Below are 1,484 nucleotides of genomic sequence, written 5' to 3' on the forward strand. Positions count from 1 at the left end.
CGGTCCTCCGGTTCGGTGTCGGGGCGCAGCCGCTCCACCGCGACGTCCGACAGCAGCTCGGCGAGGTCGCCCCAGCGGCGGTAGACCGTGGACGGGGTGACGCCGGCCCGCTGGGCGACCATCGGCACGGTGAGCGCCTCGCGGCCCACCTCCGCGAGCAGCTCGCGGACCGCGGTGTGCACCGCCTCCTGGACGCGGGCGCTGCGACCGCCCGGGCGGACCATCTGGCGAGGACTCATACCGTCATCTTAAAGCGCCGCCTTTGCGTTAAGTCGGGGCCCGGGCCCGTTCACACCACCGGGGCGAGCGCCCGCGCGGGCCGCGTCCGCTCGTAGGCGTGGCCCACCCGCAGCAGCGTGCGCTCGTCGAAGGGCCGCCCGAGCAGTTGCAGGCCGATCGGCAGGCCCGCCGCGTCCTGGCCGACCGGGACGGACAGGGCGGGCAGGCCGGTGACGTTGGCCGGGGCGCAGAGCCGGACGTAGGCGTCCGCGACACCCTCGGAGGCGCCGTCCGGCCAGGTGACCGTCTCCTGGCCGGCCCGGACCGCCGTGGTCGGCACCGTCGGGGCGGCGATCACGTCGACCTCTTCCAGGAGCCGTGCCCACGCGTCGCGGATCAGCGTCCGGGCGCGCTGGGCGCGCAGGTGGTCGCCCGCGCCGATCAGCTCGCCCGCCTCCAGCAGGACCCGGACGTCCGCCTGGTACAGCTCGGGGGCGGTGCGCAGGGTGCGCGCGTGGTAGGCGCTGGCCTCCGGCGCCACCAGGCCCCACAGGGTGGGCAGGAGGTAGCGGGCCATCGGGACCTCCACCTCGACGGGCCGGGCGCCGAGCGCCTCCAGCCGCTCGACGGCGCGGTGGACGGCGGCCGCCACCTCCGGGTCGACGTGGTCGACGTAGTGGTTGACCGGCACGCCGACCCGCACGCCGGTCAGGTCCGGCTCCCGCTCCGGCCGGTAGTCGACGGCGGGGGCGGCCACCGAGGCGGGGTCGCGCGGGTCGTGCCCGGCGAGGGCGGTGAGGACCAGGGCCGCGTCCTCCACGGTGCGGGTGATCGGGCCGACGTGGTCGAGCGACCAGGACAGCGGGGTGACGCCGTGGCGGGGCACCAGCCCGTAGGTCGGCTTGAGGCCGACCACCCCGTTCAGCGCGGCGGGCACCCGGATCGAGCCGCCGGTGTCGGTGCCGAGGGCGAAGGTCGCCGCCCCGGCGGCCACCGCGACGGCGGACCCACCACTGGAGCCTCCGGCGACCCGCTCGCGGTCCCAGGCGTTGGCGGTCTGCGGGGTGGTCAGGCCGTAGGCGAACTCGTGGGTGTGGGTCTTGCCGGCCAGGACCGCGCCGGCGGCCCGCAGCCGGGCGGCGACGGTGCTGTCGGCGGCCGCGCGGTGGCCGTCCCGGACCCGGGAGCTCGCGGTGGTGGGCGATCCGGCGACGTCGATCAGGTCCTTGAGCCCGACCGGGACGCCGTGCAGCGGCCCCCGGTAC

At 77.2% G+C, this 1,484-nt stretch carries 2 protein-coding genes; both read right to left on the reverse strand.

The annotated features are described in order from the left end of the window. Positions 1-239 (reverse strand): helix-turn-helix domain-containing protein (locus ACFU6K_RS38840; RefSeq protein ID WP_380671357.1); only part of this gene is annotated, 239 nt, incomplete at its 3' end. A gap of 50 nt (positions 240-289) precedes the next feature. Then, a partial coding sequence (locus ACFU6K_RS38845) for an amidase (RefSeq protein WP_380671359.1) occupies positions 290-1,484 on the reverse strand: 1,195 nt, incomplete at its 5' end.

The sequence above is a fragment of the Kitasatospora sp. NPDC057512 genome, assembly GCF_042802135.1.
In the GTDB taxonomy this organism is placed as follows: Bacteria; Actinomycetota; Actinomycetes; order Streptomycetales; family Streptomycetaceae; genus Kitasatospora.